The organism is Cytobacillus sp. FSL R7-0696 (assembly GCF_038006865.1).
In the GTDB taxonomy this organism is placed as follows: Bacteria; Bacillota; Bacilli; order Bacillales; family Cytobacillaceae; genus Cytobacillus; species Cytobacillus kochii.
The window spans coordinates 2,721,776-2,737,811 of record NZ_JBBOWA010000001.1 but is presented as its reverse complement, the minus strand read 5'-3'; the positions used below and the strand labels follow the sequence as shown (position 1 = coordinate 2,737,811).

At 36.8% G+C, this 16,036-nt stretch carries 13 protein-coding genes; 1 reads left to right on the top strand and 12 read right to left on the bottom strand.

All coding sequences use genetic code 11. The features are described 5' to 3' along the window. Positions 1–4: 4 nt before the first annotated feature. The 3 genes from MKX29_RS14220 to MKX29_RS14210 all read right to left on the bottom strand — a co-directional run bounded on the left by MKX29_RS14220 (position 5) and on the right by MKX29_RS14210 (position 2,685). Positions 5–625, bottom strand: coding sequence for a hypothetical protein (locus MKX29_RS14220; protein WP_251163351.1), 621 nt, complete (start codon positions 623–625; stop codon positions 5–7). A 104-nt stretch (positions 626–729) separates the two neighbouring features. Further along, on the bottom strand, positions 730–864 hold the full coding sequence (locus MKX29_RS14215; protein ID WP_224937939.1) for a paeninodin family lasso peptide: 135 nt from the start codon (positions 862–864) through the stop codon (positions 730–732). A 45-nt stretch (positions 865–909) separates the two neighbouring features. Next, the gene (locus tag MKX29_RS14210; RefSeq protein ID WP_289434434.1) at positions 910–2,685 is read right to left on the bottom strand and encodes an ABC transporter ATP-binding protein; all 1,776 of its coding nucleotides are present in this window, start codon (positions 2,683–2,685) and stop codon (positions 910–912) included. A gap of 240 nt (positions 2,686–2,925) precedes the next feature. Between MKX29_RS14210 and MKX29_RS14205 the strand changes: the two genes are divergently transcribed. After that, positions 2,926–6,318, top strand: a complete 3,393-nt coding sequence (locus tag MKX29_RS14205; RefSeq protein WP_341106179.1) for a chitobiase/beta-hexosaminidase C-terminal domain-containing protein — start codon at positions 2,926–2,928, stop codon at positions 6,316–6,318. A gap of 52 nt (positions 6,319–6,370) precedes the next feature. Here the strand turns inward: MKX29_RS14205 and MKX29_RS14200 are convergent, their stop codons facing one another. Genes MKX29_RS14200 through MKX29_RS14160 form a run of 9 tightly spaced genes read right to left on the bottom strand, consistent with a single transcriptional unit; the run spans position 6,371 to position 16,033 of the window. Continuing rightward, positions 6,371–7,918: a lipopolysaccharide biosynthesis protein gene (locus MKX29_RS14200; RefSeq protein ID WP_341106177.1), complete on the bottom strand. Its 1,548-nt coding sequence runs from the start codon at positions 7,916–7,918 to the stop codon at positions 6,371–6,373. Positions 7,919–7,953: 35 nt separating this feature from the next. After that, positions 7,954–9,141 (bottom strand): glycoside hydrolase family 88 protein, encoded by a 1,188-nt coding sequence (locus MKX29_RS14195; RefSeq protein WP_341106175.1) that lies wholly within the window; start codon positions 9,139–9,141, stop codon positions 7,954–7,956. Positions 9,142–9,152: 11 nt separating this feature from the next. Further along, positions 9,153–10,340 (bottom strand): glycosyltransferase, encoded by a 1,188-nt coding sequence (locus MKX29_RS14190; RefSeq protein WP_341106172.1) that lies wholly within the window; start codon positions 10,338–10,340, stop codon positions 9,153–9,155. 12 nt (positions 10,341–10,352) lie between these two features. Beyond that, on the bottom strand, positions 10,353–11,531 hold the full coding sequence (locus tag MKX29_RS14185) for a glycosyltransferase (RefSeq protein WP_224937945.1): 1,179 nt from the start codon (positions 11,529–11,531) through the stop codon (positions 10,353–10,355). Next, positions 11,531–12,691 (bottom strand): polysaccharide pyruvyl transferase family protein, encoded by a 1,161-nt coding sequence (locus MKX29_RS14180; RefSeq protein WP_341106169.1) that lies wholly within the window; start codon positions 12,689–12,691, stop codon positions 11,531–11,533. Before MKX29_RS14180 ends, MKX29_RS14185 begins: the two co-directional genes overlap by 1 nt. Then, the gene (locus tag MKX29_RS14175) at positions 12,688–13,737 is read right to left on the bottom strand and encodes a glycosyltransferase family 2 protein (RefSeq protein WP_341106167.1); all 1,050 of its coding nucleotides are present in this window, start codon (positions 13,735–13,737) and stop codon (positions 12,688–12,690) included. The genes MKX29_RS14180 and MKX29_RS14175 overlap by 4 nt, the downstream gene beginning before the upstream one ends. Positions 13,738–13,755: 18 nt before the next feature. After that, positions 13,756–14,949, bottom strand: a complete 1,194-nt coding sequence (locus MKX29_RS14170; RefSeq protein WP_341106165.1) for a glycosyltransferase — start codon at positions 14,947–14,949, stop codon at positions 13,756–13,758. Then, the gene (locus MKX29_RS14165; RefSeq protein WP_341108272.1) at positions 14,946–15,683 is read right to left on the bottom strand and encodes a glycosyltransferase family 32 protein; all 738 of its coding nucleotides are present in this window, start codon (positions 15,681–15,683) and stop codon (positions 14,946–14,948) included. The genes MKX29_RS14170 and MKX29_RS14165 overlap by 4 nt, the downstream gene beginning before the upstream one ends. 35 nt (positions 15,684–15,718) lie before the next feature. Then, on the bottom strand, positions 15,719–16,033 hold the full coding sequence (locus MKX29_RS14160) for a helix-turn-helix domain-containing protein (RefSeq protein WP_095372106.1): 315 nt from the start codon (positions 16,031–16,033) through the stop codon (positions 15,719–15,721). Between the last annotated feature and the right edge of the window lie 3 nt (positions 16,034–16,036).

The following is a 16,036-nucleotide window of genomic DNA, read 5'->3' as shown; positions in this document are numbered from 1 at the left end:
TGATTTACCCCCTAAGAATACGCACAGCTTTATTTTTCAATCGGTTTAATCCTGTTCTGAAGAAATATTTCCACAACAATAATTTATTTCTACGCAAGAGAAGTGACTGTAAGATTGTATCATCCTTCATTATTTGTTCTATCTGTATTACAACTGGAATAAGTGATGCTTCTGATCTGACAGTTTGTTTATCGACCCGTATTATTCGTCGACCAACAGACATTTTTAAAAGTCGATATAACTTTTTTTCTAATATAGCTATATAATATTTCGGCTGATGAAGAAGGGCATGATCATAAATGATTTCAAAAAAATGAAAGAAATACCCTTGTCTATGATAATCTTTATGTAAGCAAAGTTTATCTATCTCCCATACCCGTTCCTGTTGTTGAAAAATAGATGGGATTTTAGAAAAGCGAAAATACCTTTCAACTTGCGCTTCTTCATGATAAGGAATAAATTCAATCGTACCGATAATGGTCGGGTCCTTTTTAGATAACAATAGTTGATACCTCTCGCCTGTTTGTGCATAAGGGTCTTTATGCCAACCATTCCTCTCACAAAAATATTCCCATGTAGTAGCAAAAGCCTCTTGTTCCTTCTGACTAGTTACTTTTTTAAACATATACTCACCACCTAAATAAAAAACGCAGAGCGCCCTGAAATAAACAACTTAATCTCTTTTCTAGTAAAAAATCCTTATGTACAAAAGTACATAAGGACATTTCCTCAACTGTAGATATCTGTTTCCGGCTCTGGATCAGCAGGATCCTGGGGATCCTTTCCTCCCCCATGTCCTCCACCTTTCATGGTCATTTTTACATCTAGTACTTCTAGTTTTACTTCTCCCCACGGCTTTTTCATAAAATCACGAATCCTTTCTATTTTTTCTTTAGGAAAAGGTAATATTTACATTGCCTCCACCTGCCTCTGTAATAGTTGACTAAATAACTGGTTCTTATCTTTAGATAATTGAACAAATTCTCCGACTTGAACAACTTTACCTTCATCTAACACGATTACTTGATCGGCATCTCTAATGGTGGAGAGGCGGTGAGCAATTACTATGATTGTCATTTTTCCTTTTAATTGTTCAATACTCTCTTGAATGTTCTTTTCATTTTCGGTATCTAAACTACTCGTTGCTTCATCAAGTATAAGAATTAAAGGATCTTTCAAAATCACTCTTGCTAAAACAAGCCTTTGCTTCTCACCACCAGATAACTTTATTCCTCGATCGCCAATGTAAGTGTCTAAAGATTCAGGTAATTTTTTCACAAAATCAGCTGCTGAAGCAAAGGACAAGGCTTGCCATAGTTCTTGATCTGTCGCATTTGGGCGAAGGAGTAGCAAGTTTTCTCTAATCGTACCGTTAAATAAGAAAGGCTCTTGAGAGACATAACCAATGCTCTGTCTTAATAGGGCAAGCGAATGATTGCTAATCTTTTGTCCATCAATATGCAATGCGCCTTCCTGTGGTTGATTTAAGCCCATCAGTAAATCCACGAATGTACTTTTACCCGCACCTGATTTGCCGACAATTGCTGTCATCTTTTTTGATGGGATCGTTACATTAATATCCTTTAAGGCATATTTCTCTTTAACGTAGCGAAAAGACACCTGTTGATAAGTAATACTGTTCTCTAATTTGAGTTTTTCATCTGATGAAATAAGTTCCTCGCGGGCTTGTTTACATTCAACCTGTAATAATTTTACCGCTTTAAAAGATGGGATAGCTGTTGTTATTTGTTCTAAAGAGGATTGAATACCTGCAACTCTCGGCCAAAGGCGAGAAAATATAACAACAATGAGTAATAGTGTTGCTGATTGAGCTTGAAATAATTGAATAGATAGATAAACAAAGACCGCGATGAATACAGCTAATGAAATTTTATAATTCAACTGTGAACGTAATCTCGTATTCATATAATTCACTTGTTCTTCTTGCATTTGAGCCGTCATTTCACCAGCCCAGCGTAGTTGTGCTTCTTCTAAATGGTTAGATTTAATTTCCTTGATTCCCCCTAATTGGTCTGTTATTCCGGCTAGGAATTTTTTACCTAACGTATAATTTTGTTTACCAAACGCTTGTGTCAGCTTCAAATATTTCCTGTTCATATAAATGGCCACCATGCCAAGCAAAAGGACAAAGCTTGTAATATACGGAGACAGAATAAACGCCATGCCAATTTGCACGAAAGCGAAAATCAGATTCGTACATAATTGTAAAATAGACCTCGTACCACCACTTGTTTTAGCAATCTCGGTTAGCACTGTATGGATTAAATCGGAACTGCTCTTTTTCAGGAAAAAAGACCAATTACTCAACAATATGTCCTGATAGATACTCATCCGTAAATGTGTCAAAAAACCCATTTGTATGCGCGTATGCTTTATCATCACAGCTTTTTCAATAAGATGATGAACAGCTACAATGACAACAAAAATCAGTAAGATCAACGGCAGTACTACACTAGATGGTACATGTTCGAATAAGGAAAAAGAGGATAAAAAGGAGTTTTCTAAGCCGAAATCGACCATTCCGGTAAAATGAATCAATGGGATTAGTAAAAGGATAGCTAATCCATCTAATAGACTGACAATTGTAACTGCTATTAAGCTAGCGAATAGTCTCCAGCCAGCGTATTGGTAAACTTGTTTTAAAAAATAGACAATATCCTTCAAGTAACCACTCCTTATTCCTAAAAAGAACATTTATATTCTATATAACGAACTATTATTATCAATTTACCATGATTCACCACTAGACGTCAATAAAAATTAGGTTAAACGAACTATATTTAATTACTTTCATAATGGTTGACACTGATTTTCTCATCTAAAGTACTATTAAACATAAATATATAGTAAAAAAGCGACAGTACGCGCATAAGATAACCTATCTAGAAAAGGAGGCGAGAAAAAGTGATTTTTATTATCAAAGATTATTTTGAGAATAATGCACCAACGATTAAGAATTACGATACCGCGATGATCCGTTTAAAAATAACAAATTTACATCCAAGCACTTCGTTGTCATTTAACATTCACAATATCACGATTACCGTTAAGGCAAATGAAACATTCGAGGGAAACTTTGCTCCGTTTAACACGCTCTCTGTGCAATCATCTGTCCCTTTTAGATGTTATGTAAGTTCTTGGTTAAATAATGACGAACTCAAACCTGAGCCTGAATCACCTCCAAGAAATGTAGAAAACTTAATCATTCATCAAGTAACTGCTACTACCGTTACGTTACAATGGGACCCACCTCTTTATCATGATGGAATTACCTCTTATGACATTTCTCAAAATGACCAATTTAGAGAGAATGTCGTCAATCCTTCTGTCACTTTAGCAAACTTGTCCCCATCCACCTTTTATACTTTTACCGTACAAGCAAAAAACGAAGCAGGTCAAACCTCTTCAGGGGTTAGCATTACCGTTACTACCTTAGAATTAGACGAAACACCACCTACTTTAACGGTGACACCTAGTGGCTTTTTTTCACAATCACACGAAATTACTATTACTTCAAGTGAACCAGCGGCGATCTATTATACTTTAAATGGAGACGAACCGACTTCAACAAGCCCGGTTTATTCAGGTCCTTTTATAATTACTGAGACCACAACCGTACAGGCTTACGCAATAGATAATGCTGGAAACAAGAGTACGCTACAATCTGCCTTGTATCAAAAAATTGGCATTCAAACTGAGGGTATTATTCTTCATTATGACTTTACCAACCGTTCTGGAGAAACGAATAATTCTATTAGTGATACGATTCATGGGGTCGTTGCTTCCTTAATAGGTCTTTCACATGATGGAGTGAGCGATGGTTATGTGACAGATCAAGGCTTATTAGTCAATCGCGAGGATTATGTAGAAATACCGACAAATACCTCCCCACTGAATCAACTCATTTCTTTTGAAAATGGATTAACCATCCAAATGGCCAGCTTCAACACAAATGGATCGCACTGGAAAACAGTAGATGGGAAATTCACAGCTGCACGCTCAGATGTATTTATTCCGTATTTGACTACAACAGGACAGCAAAACACAAGAGCCATTAATTCATATTGGTTTAAAGATGAACAAGGACAAAAGAAAAGTTATCAAGATTGGCTAAATCCTATTGATTCACATGCGATTAATCTCTTTACACTCAGATTTAATACCGATCAAACAGCCAGTCTCTTTATCAATGATGCAATCAATGAGAATGATCCAAGACCTGTACCTACTGATTTTGCTAGTACCGTAAATGCGCTTATTCAATCACCACTTCAATTAAGAAAGGACTTTGTCGCACATAATCAAGCACCTGAAACCATTGTGGCTTTTGCTATTTATAATCGGGCATTAACGGATGAGGAAGTAAAAAACAATTATGACTATTATCAGCAAACAGAACAATTAATTGGCATTTCTGCGTTACCACAAACCATCTCTTTAGCAATTGGTGAAAGCCAAAAGTTATTTATTGAAGCCATTCCAAGTCAATACACTTCAGACCTCACCCTTGATTTTCAAAGTAATAATGAACAAATAGTAGAAGTAGATAACAGAGGCCGTATAAAGGCATTAACCGCAGGGCAGACATCCGTAAATGTAATGGCAGCCTATGAAGAACAGAGCTTTACGACAACTATTCCTATAGATGTGCAATTATCTCCCTCTCTCCCCCCATCTAATCGGACGGTCACCGAGATCGTGATTAATAAAAAGAAGGAAACGATGGTTGTTGGTGAAGCGACTGTATTGATGGCGACTGCTTTATCAGAAGGATTACCTTTTGATGTGCTAAATGATAATATCGTCTTCTGGGAAAGTGGAAATATTCAAATCGCCACAGTACAATATGGGGTGGTTGAAGCACTTTCGAGCGGTACAACGACCATTACTGCTTATGATAGTAGTAAAACAATATCTGCAAGCTTTACTTTGACTGTATCTGAACGAGCAGAGCAACCGATTGATGAAGCCGACATTTTGCATGTGGATGCAGAACAATATGATATACATTTAGATGGAACAAACGCTCTCGCAACTACAAACGGGATTCAAGCAGCATTTGATGATGCCTTACTAGGCCCATATAAAAAAGTCATTTTCCCCTACGGCCATTATTTAGTTAATCCAACTGTTAGAACATTGTTTCCTCCGACTAATATCATCATTGATTTCAGTGATAGTAAGATTCAAATTGAAGCAAGTGAAAAAACAACAACAGGTTACAGAATGTTCTACTTTACTAATCTTGAAAATACCAAACTCATAAATACCCATATTTATGGCGAAAAAAATGACACAACTGTTGGAGAGTCTACAGAAGGGTGCTTGAGTGTGCTTATAGATGATTGTAAAAATATTTCATTTGAATCTTGTACGTTTAATCAATCACCAGGATTCAATTTCATCACTGGAACAATTCATAACCGTGAGCTTGGAGAAGTGAAAAGTGATACGGTTGTTAGCTGGTCACATTTTGAACCAGGAGATATAGATGATCAAGGTAACTCACGCACGGAAATAAACAGCCATCGTTTTCGTTCATCTACCTATTTAAATGTTTCAGGACTGGGTAGTTATTATTTGTTAGGTTACACTCAAGGTTATCAAGGGTTCCGTTATTTACGGTCCAGACTGTATTCTATATACTTTTACGATGAAAATCACCTATTCATTTCTTCCCAAACTTATAATCTACAATTTTACAATTATGATAAGCCACAAGCGGCAAAATGGGTCAAAATTGTCATTTATCAAGAAGCCCCCCCTGCAGATGGCGATACCGACTTTAACGGCGCAGTCGCTTTCCTTCGTACCATTGGCATGCCAAGACAATGTAAAATTAAAAACTGTCATTTTGAAGAAAACACCAGCACAGGTCTTGCGATGTGTGGTGGTCAAGAGTGGTTAATTGAAGGAAACACATTTGTTAATAATAAAGGACGAACACCAGGCTGTGACATTGATTGGGAAGATGGCTGGGATGCAATGGCGTTGGATGTTGTGAGGTATAACCGTTTTACTTCGCCCCTAGGTATTATCTTAAGTGCTGGTAGCAGTTTAGCTATTTATGAAAACGAATTTACTATGTCAACAATGAAGGCATGGGGAAGAACACAAAACTTTAGAATTTATAATAATATTTTTATGGGTAAAGGCGCCATCACCAATGACTTTAGTACGCAGGCAGAATCCATTCTCGCCAGAAATATATTTACCGATGGTGCCGGTTTTACCACTGGTAAAGAACATGAGAATGGATCCTATCAAGTTCACACTTACCAGAATACTACTATTTAAAAAAGCCAATATCACGACCAGGACTAGACAAGAATCACCTAAAATATTGGTGCTAAGAAGAGATCATTCTATCTCTTCGCTTCGCTTGCAAGCGTCTTAGTATAGTCAAAACCATTTTTAAAATATATTGGAATTCGTCCGTTCGGTAAAATACGATTATATATAATAAATTAGGTAGCACTAAACTGACAAATAAGTAAATAAGAAAAGTAGAAAAACTGACAGGAGAAAACGGCATAAGAATGACTTTCGTTAATAAATAAGCTACCAATCCTATGAACATAAGAGACAAATATGAAGTAAAATATTGTCTTACTGGTAGCTTAAACAATTTTTTATAGACCACATACGGGGTAAACCAAAACGGAACGAAAAGCGCACTAAGGAAATGCCCTAAAAATATGCCTGTAATCCCTAGAAATTGTACAAGGACAAGTGCAAATATTAAGCTGATTCCTGCTTGTAATAGCGGTGCATATTGATCTTCACGAAATAAACCCGCTGTTGTTTTTATTGCCGATATAGAATTTCGCATGCCACGTTCATAGAAGGTCAATAATAGAATGACGAGTAACGCTTCTTGAGAAAACAAGAAGTCGCTTCCTAACCAGATTCTTATAAACGGCTCCAATGTAAATGCCAATACAATGGTTAACGAAGAATACAGCCAAAAATTCACTAAACGATAACATTTATAAATCGCTATGATCTTCACCATTGATTCATTAGCCACGAGATTGCCAACACTATGATACACATTACTAAATACCTGGTTAATAAACGTACGAGCAATATCAATGACCATTTTATAATTCGAATAAATCCCAACAGCCACTAAGCTAACAAAGGATGCAATCAGAAGATGCTCTGTCCCGAATAATAAATAATTCCCTATGTTTTGAATGACAATCGCCTTCACGTTGGTAGTGATTTGTCCCTTTGTTATTTCATCTAATTTACCCGCCACCTTCTCGCGCAAATATGGGTACATTCGATTGACCATCACAGCAAGGATAATGGAATTGGCAATTGTAATAACACTATCAATTATTAAATAAAGTAAATAATTGTGAGTATAAGATAAAATAGCTATTTTCATTACAGCCGTTACTATCGATGAAACCGTGTAAACGGCTGTAACAATATAACCACGCTGTGCGACATTCAGAAATGAATTTTTATGAATATAAAAATAAGGAGCAACTGTATTAAGCAAAAAGATAAAGTAAATGAGTTCTACATCTTCAATATTCGCCCCTTTTACAAAAAAATCAAGGAACGGAAAAAGCAATAAACCGAGTACGAAGACAATTGCTGCAATAACCATATACGCTTGACGATAAAATTTCATAAGAATGCGGATTTTCATATAATCATTGTCCGCAACAGGCTTATATAAACTGTACATAATGCTAGCACCTAGACCTGCTTCAGCGAGTGTAAGCATCGCTAAAAGATTCGTAAACAAACCATTAATACCTAAATATTCTACACCTAATGTTTGGATAAAAATCGTTCTTGATAAGAAGCTTAACATGGTGATAATCAACTGATTGGTTAAACCTGCTGTTATATTAATTAGAGAGTAGCGTGATCTCATTTTGTCCCCTTCTCACTTTTCTTTGTTCACACCCATTAGCTCACAGCTTGTCTATCTTTTTTTGCTTCCTGATATCTTCTTTTCTCTGCCAATAATCTTAGCGACATCCCTTGCGTAAACGGAAGGATATCAAACAATTGGGAATAAACGCCAATATCTTTTGTATCTCCTTGTGAGAAGTCAATCGCTCCCGTCCTTCTTGTTACCTTCATCAAATAATGAATAGCTTTATCTCTACCTTGGCAACACTGATCCGCAATCTCATCGATATAAGCAGCATGAGCTAAGAAATATCCTAATGTCGCCGTTGTCGAAGAGTCCGCTCTCGCTTCTTTTCTAGTCATTAACCAATTCCAGGAACCAGAGTCTTGCTGTAGACTCAAAATGACTTTTGCCAATTGTGTTATCCTAAACTCTAATTCATGTTTATAAGGATGATGATTCGGTAATTCCTTCCACGAATCAATCACGCCTAGTGCTAACCATGCCATTCCTCGTCCCCATCCATATAGTCCAGTCCCCACCTTTGATTTTATATGATAAGCATGAGCGGGTACTGCTATCTGACTACTCATCCCATGAGTAAAGAAGGATTCTATTTGATGAATTGCAAGGTCAATGCACTCCGGCTTATTATTTTTCACACCGTAAGTAATCAGAAAAGGACAAATAAAACCAATTGTATCGACGTACCGATAGTCTACCATCGACTTTCTATACATGACGGTTCCATCCTTCCCAATATGTGCTTGAATCACTTGCCACATCCCATCCATTGCTTGCTGATAACACTCACCATTTAGCCGATTATTTTTAAGGATTGCATAAGCTAAGATTGCACCATCTATCTGTTGTGGACATGTTTTCCATTCACCAGAGGGAGTGATTTTCTTATTGATAAAACGATCGACTTCTGAAATAAACTGAGGTGATGGTAATGCCAATAACAAAGCTGCCTCTTGCCAATATTGAATCTCGCCTCTTGTATATTGACCTTTGATGATATCTAAAGCCACCCAACGCCTTTGGTCGGTTAAAGGTACTTTCGGTGTTCGCTTTAACCAACGAGCCACTGTAGTGATGATAGGTTTCTCCCAATCGTGTTCATTTTCATATTTGCCAAAATGAATCCGCGAAAACCAAGTTTTGAATATAAGAAATAAATCCAAACCGATTGCTCCAACCAAAATCAGTATGAAAAAGGCTAACAGCCATATAATCATTAAAGATTCGCCTACCCTACTTTTATATATTGGTAAAAACGCTTGATTTCGTCTTCTGTTCCAAGTTTCTCTTTCCCTAGTCCATCCATTAACTGATGCTGTAAAGATTCATCTGCAAATAATTGTAGAATCGTTTCTGCAAGTGATTCTGCTGTCATATTTGCGATTAACCCCGTCTGTCCATGAATAATTTGATCGCCTGATGTGCTATAGTTTGTGACAATCACTGGCTTGTATAATATTTTGGCTTCCTCAACAGCAATTGACTTTCCTTCAAATCTCGAAGGCTGTATATATGCATCTGCCCAGCGAATATATGGATAAGGATTCTCCTTTATTCCGATAAATTGCACTTCTTCTTCTAATTGATACTTTGTAGATAACTGGATTAAATTCTCCCTTTCGCTACCTTCTCCTAAGATGAGCCATTTAAATGGTACGCCTTTTTTCTTCAGTAACGCAGCTGTCTCTAAAGCTAAGTCAAAACCTTTTTGTCGATGTAATCGTCCGATAGATAAAAGCTTCAATCCTTGAAATGGTAAAGGCATCTCATTCATAGCTAACGTGTGAATAGTCGATTTAGATAAGATATTTTGTATGACTTTTATTTTCTGTTGATATTCTGGAAATTGTTGGCGTAATACATCGGCACAGGAATCTGACACTGTCATAATACCGTCCAATTGCTGAAAGTATGGAAGGTCCAACGTTCTATCCATGCCCATTTGTTTATAATCATTATGGATAAACCCTATTTTTCGCTTCGCTTTTACTTTTTCTAGACAAAAATAAATAGGATTCTTTTCTAAGAATCCTATGGCGACATCATATTCTTTTTTTACATTAGATAAGCATGGGGATATATATTTCCACACTTTTTGTTCACAAACAGCTCCATTATTTTCCGTTCTAAAAATACGTGCTGCTTTTATACGAGAAATGGCGAGATCAAATCTTCGAGATGAAATAGCTTTTAACACATTATCGATGACTCTGCCATCAAAGTAACGAAATTCCTCTTGTTCATTTAAAATGGTTACTTCATTTGGCACGATATTCAAAAATACGCCTTCCTTTTTAAATAACAGCAAGTCCACCTCATATCTTTTATAGTCAATGGCATGTAATAATGAGATAAGCGCCTTTTCTGCACCGCCACATTGGAGGTTATTCATCACAAAGAGTAGTTTTGTTTTCATGCTTATACCCCTCTATACGATTTGATAAAACTTGTCTATTTCAGATTCTGTTCCATAAGAGTGCCCGCTTAAATTGACTGTTAACTGTTTTCTTAAAGCATCATCTTTCATTAATAAGCTAATCCCCTTTTCGATCCCATCCACGTTTAAATCTACGATGAGTCCCGTTACTCTATCTATAATTTGATCTTTTGCTGTCGTATAGTTTGTTACGACAATCGGTTTGTGCAGTATTTTCGCCTCGTCTATAGCAATTGCCTTACCTTCAAACCTTGAAGGCTGTACATAAATGTCAGCTACATCGAGCCAAGGATAGGGGTTCGCTTGTTGTCCAAGCAAGATGAAGTGTTCCTCTAGTTGATGAATTCTAATCAATCTTTCCAATTTGATTCTTTCTTGCCCCTCGCCAATAATGTACCATTTCAGTTTCATTCCTTTTCGTACTAAACGGCTACAAGCCTCAATTGCCATATCTAGACCTTTTTGCGGATGTAAACGGCCAATGGTTAGTAACGTTAACATTTGCTTTTGTAACGGTATGTTCTGACGTGACATTTCGTAAATGATTGTTGGTGACACAATGTTATGAATCACCTTTACTTTATATTTCAATGAAGGAAACTGTTCGATAAACACCCGCGCACATTCATGAGAGACTGTGACAATAGTTGACATTTCTTTAAAATAAGTATGATCGTATGTTGCATCCATGCCCATTTCATTGTAATCAATATGTACCCACCCAATTTTCTGTTTCGCATTTACTTTCTCCACACAAAAATAGGTTGAAGATTTCTCTAAAAATCCGATCGCTGCATCGTACGTTTTGACTAGTTGTGGACATGCTTGTTTTAAATATTTCCAGGCATACTGTTCTTTCTGAGCTGTATTTCCCATTCTTCTATTAGCTAAAAAGTATAATAGACGGTTATACACGAGCTTCCACCTGCGCCTCTTGGCTAGAGCCCATATAGCTGAATGGACTGGTAAAGAGAAATGTTCAAAATCTACGGAGTGATTTAGCACAGACACTTGAGGAGGTAGAAACGATAGAAATACACCTTTTTTGGCAAAAAGAAAAACATCCACCTCATACTGGTCATAATCGATTTGTGATAGAAGATTGATCAAGCTTTTTTCTCCTCCACCTGCTGCTAAACTAGGGATAATAAATAATAGTTGTTTTTTCATTATCCTAGCAATTCCTTTAAAGAATGCACGGCTTCATACGAACGGTTTTGTATAATGGGGATGACTTTTAGCAATTGTTCTTTAATCTGGGCTTCTTGTTCTACCATTTCACCAAAATATTGAATCAGTTTATTACTATTTGACACTTCCTCAATCGAAACTACAAATCTTTCACTATTGAATAAGTCATAGGCGATACCTCTTGACTTCACACTATAGCCTAAAACGAGGGTCGGGACAAAACTGGAATAGGCTGCAATCGTTGCATGTGTTCTTGCGCCAATAAAAAAACGCATTTTTGCAATATACCCTTTATACTGTAATGCGTTTAAATGCGCTGGTAGCAATATGACTCTTCGTGAACTTTTATATTTTTGATAGTATTCTTGTAATAAATCATAATCATTATTCCCCTTTTGCATGACATGTGGTGTGAGCGCGATGACAGATTCGGTATTTTCTAAAATATATTCTATTAAATGAGATACAGCTTGTTTACTACCTTGATTCTTGCAAACTAAAAGTGGACTGATATTTAAGCCAATCGTATCCCCATCTTTCCAACCAAAGGGCAGGTCTACTTCTTCTTTCTCTAGTGTAAATGCAGGATCACCACAAAGTGACACATGATGAATGCCTCTCTTTTTTAACATTTGGTACGTATATGTCTCTCGAGCCAAAATTAAATCAAATATTTTGAGATCTGCTAGCTTTCTTGCCGACATATCTTCCTCTCCGATCGAACACCCCCATAATACTAATTTTTTCCCTTTCTTTTTGACCATTTTATCCACTTCATACCAACCGGGTTGTTCACCATAACAGTAATTATCTCCGCCTATTGAAAGACAAATATCAGCCACATCAATTTGATCAATCGTTTTTTGTTGCGCTTTTTGCAAGGCGTATGTTTCGTCTTGAAAAAGTTTATTCCGAATCGCAGCTCTCCACCAATCTGTTGAATATTTTCTTATAATTGTTTCTGAACCATCAAAGATTCCATCTAGCTGTTGTATATGTTGATCTGTTTCAGGATGATAAGATGAAAGGAAAACAGCCACATCTTCCACTTTTTCTTTGAGCATAGTTGACGTTGATCGTACAATCGCCTCACAACCGCGATTCTCACTTCCTCCATGGGCAAACATCAATATTTTCATGAATGAACCTCCCCTTTTTTTCTATTTCGCCACCTACTATATGCCGTTGCACTATATAAACCAAGAAGCGATTGATGCTTTATACACTTCATTAAGAAGCGGTCATATCTGCCGAGCATTCTTACCTTTTCTAACGGGTAGAGTCGTAAAGCTTCTTGAACAACTGGATGATGAATCATTGTTTGTACATATTGCCTTCTTTCTTTTTTACTTAATTCATTTGTAGGTAAAATATAGATGTGAATATAAGCTAACACTTGTTGAAGCAGCTTCATAGCCTTTAATGTCTTGATTTGATGGCTACTCATTTCAATCTGATCTGGTATACTACGCTGATAAGAGCGTAACGCATGAGAAAAGTAATCTTTTTCTTGGAGATTTCTTGTCGCACTGCCTGCTACTTCACGATAATAATAACCAGGAAGATCGCTATAAATCGCTGAATTCGCACATAAAAAAAAGGACCAATTAAATTGTCCATCTTCCCCAAGCACCTCGTTTATCGGAAATTGCAGCCGAAGCTTATTCAATGTTTCTCTTCTATATAACTTGTTACACACACTATTAAAATCTTCTTTTTGTAACATGTGTGGAATGATAAACTCATGAATGTCCTTTTTATGTAATTTTACCCGCATTGGAAAGGGATAGCTAATCACTCTTTGAATGCCATTGACCTCTTCAACTAAGTGAAAAATAACGACCTCACTATCGAATTGATTAGCAAGCTGATATACGTGCTGATAAGTATGTTCTGTTATTGTATCATCAGCATCTATAAATCCGATATATTCACCTTTAGCTATTTCAATCCCCTTATTCCTCGCATAGCTGACCCCGTGGTTTTCTTGATTCAAAAGTTTAATGCGATGATCTTTTTCTTGATAAGCTTCAATGAGTTGTTGACTGTGGTCACTAGACCCATCATTGACGAAGATAAATTCACATTGTTGTAAACTTTGCGTAAGTAAAGATTGAATACATTCTTCCAAATAATCGGCTGCGTTATAAACGGGGATGACGACACTTACTTTCGGTTGTTCCAATGGCCCTATCCCCCTTTTTTATTCACAGATGGCATGTAATTTTTCAAGCTCGGCTTCATTACTAAAATTCGTTCGTTGACAATTCCTGCTCAACCTCTCCCTTTCCTCGGGATGTTCATATAGCTGAATAATGCTTGAAGCTAATTCTTCTGGATTGTTGCCAGCGATATAACCATCCACTCCAACACGAATTTGGCCTTTTGCTGTAGGATAATTCATAAGTAGTACTGGCTTTGCTAGTATTTGCGCTTCACTTACTGTAACGGCCTTCCCTTCATAACGAGAGGGTTGAACATAGAGGTCACATGCCTTCATAAATGGATAAGGGTTGACCTTTTTACCAAGTAATATAAACTGACTTTCTAAATGACAAGCTTGAATGAGTTGTGTCAGTTCTTTTTCATCTCCACCAAAGCCAATCACATACCAGACAATGTTGTGATAACCTTTTTCTTTTACTATTTTCATCGCCTGTATGGCAATATCTATTCCTTTTGCTTTTGATAGTCTAGCAACTGTAACAATGGTAAAGCGATGATCTAAGAGAATAGGATTTTCGACCATTTCCTCAGACAATTCTTGTATAAAGGTCGGCGATATCAGATTTTCCATCACCATCACCTTTTTGGCTAACTGTGGATAAACGGTAAGAAATGCTTCTCTACAAGCATCAGAAACTGCGATAATATGATCAAATAACCGCCAAACTTTTTCATCCTCATTCGTATCAATATGGAGAGAGGAAAAGTCAGTATGAATCCAAGCAATCTTCTTTTTAGCCTTTACTTTATAGGCTACAAAATGGTGGGGCCATAAATAACTAATAGCCACATCGTAAGTTTTATCCATTGTAGGAAGGAAGGGTGATGAATATTTACCGATTTGCTGCATCTGATAGTAACCCCACTCTTCATCACGTGCGTGCAGGCTTTTCCATTGTGTTTGCCATTTGGCTAATAGTCTTACAGAAGCCAATAGCATATGTTTCTTTTGGATTGTTTCAATAATGGACTGACGAAAAGTAGCCATACTTGAAAACTCTTGCAACAAATGCACTTGTTTAGGCAGCAAGTGAAAAAAATCGCCTTGATGACGATATAATAATAGATCCACCTCATACTTTTCGTAGTTAAGTTGTTTCAATAATTGTAATAAACTTCTTTCTACCCCGCCAATTTCCATATCATATGTAGCAATGAATATTCGGCTCATGACCTCACTCCCGAAAACTTCTTACGTAAACTAGCTAATTTTTCTCCGCCAATCAATTTGACTATACTCCTTTTCACCATTCGTTTAACTAACACATGAGGAGGCAACCAACTTTGATAAAAATGATGCTTCGTCACCGTGTCGTCTGATTGCAGGTCGCGGCAATTAATATAATCATATGGGGAGAAAATAGCTTGCTCAAATATTACCCCCAAATCTTCTATCACTTGCTTTTGTCCGTTACATATAACCCCTTTTTTCTTCATTTCTTCTGTTATGGCGGCAACATTTGTCCATTCGTTAAAAGTCCCGTCATCATTGATAAAATGATTAGATTGATAGGAATCTAAAAAATACTGGATAAGCGGATGCCCCTTACTGGCACCAATCGTACTTGTTGCAATGTAATTGCCTTCTTCAAATCCCCAAAAGGATGGATAGTGAAGGAAACGATCAAAAGATTGATAAACCTCGACATCTGTATCAAGATAAACCCCACCTTCTGTATACAAAGCATACATTCTGAAATAATCACTCACAAAAGCATATTTTTTCGCTTGATACGCTTCGTGTACATAAGCATTACATGTTACATCTACATTGCTTTCATCCCATTGCTTTAGCTCATAATGAGGGAGATGTTCTTCCCAGGACCTTATACACTGTTTCATTAACTCTGGCTTTTCCCCGCCACCAAACCAACAATAATGAATAATTCTTGGTATCTTCTCCATCATTCCAGCGCTCTCTTCCTTTTCTTAAAACTGAGTTATTTATTCTTTACTTCATAAATTCTTTGTTTAACTGTCTCCATCTGATCTTTTTCAATGCCTAACTCTCGCATTTCCTTAATAAGTATTTGCCATTGTCTATTTTGCTCCGTGATATAAACGCCTCTGATGACTTCTTCTATTTCCACACCGAGTACGAAAATAATTTTTTCAATGACTTGAATAGAAGGATTTTGATGGACCTCCCTTTCAATATTACTAAGATATGACTTCGCTACGCCCGCTCGTTCGGCTAGTTCTGTTAATGTTAATCCTTTTTGTTTACGTAGTTTGGCAATATTTTTTCCTATCATTAT